A 218-nucleotide genomic window follows, 5' to 3' on the forward strand; every position below is an offset into this window, starting at 1 on the left:
GATACCTGTTTTGTTCCTCGATAAACCTTCTTAGATTGCGGTTCAATACGGGATAATTCTTTTTCTGTACTTGATTGCAACTCACCATTTACATAGATGTCTGTGATTTCTACCAAAACTTGCCCGTCTACTGCTGCAACTTCTCGAATTTTTCCTGCTTCAAGACTTGCATCATTAACGTATTCAACCTTATCAGTCTTAAGAACTCGACTTTCTTG

General features: G+C 38.1%; 1 protein-coding gene. It reads right to left on the reverse strand.

Annotated features, from left to right (window positions below):
* Window positions 1–218, reverse strand: a 218-nt coding sequence (locus HMPREF2571_RS08415; protein WP_141760073.1) for a G5 domain-containing protein, incomplete at both ends; no start/stop codon positions are given.

Source organism: Streptococcus sp. HMSC068F04 (genome assembly GCF_001837455.1).
GTDB classification, from domain to species: domain Bacteria; phylum Bacillota; class Bacilli; order Lactobacillales; family Streptococcaceae; genus Streptococcus; species Streptococcus salivarius_D.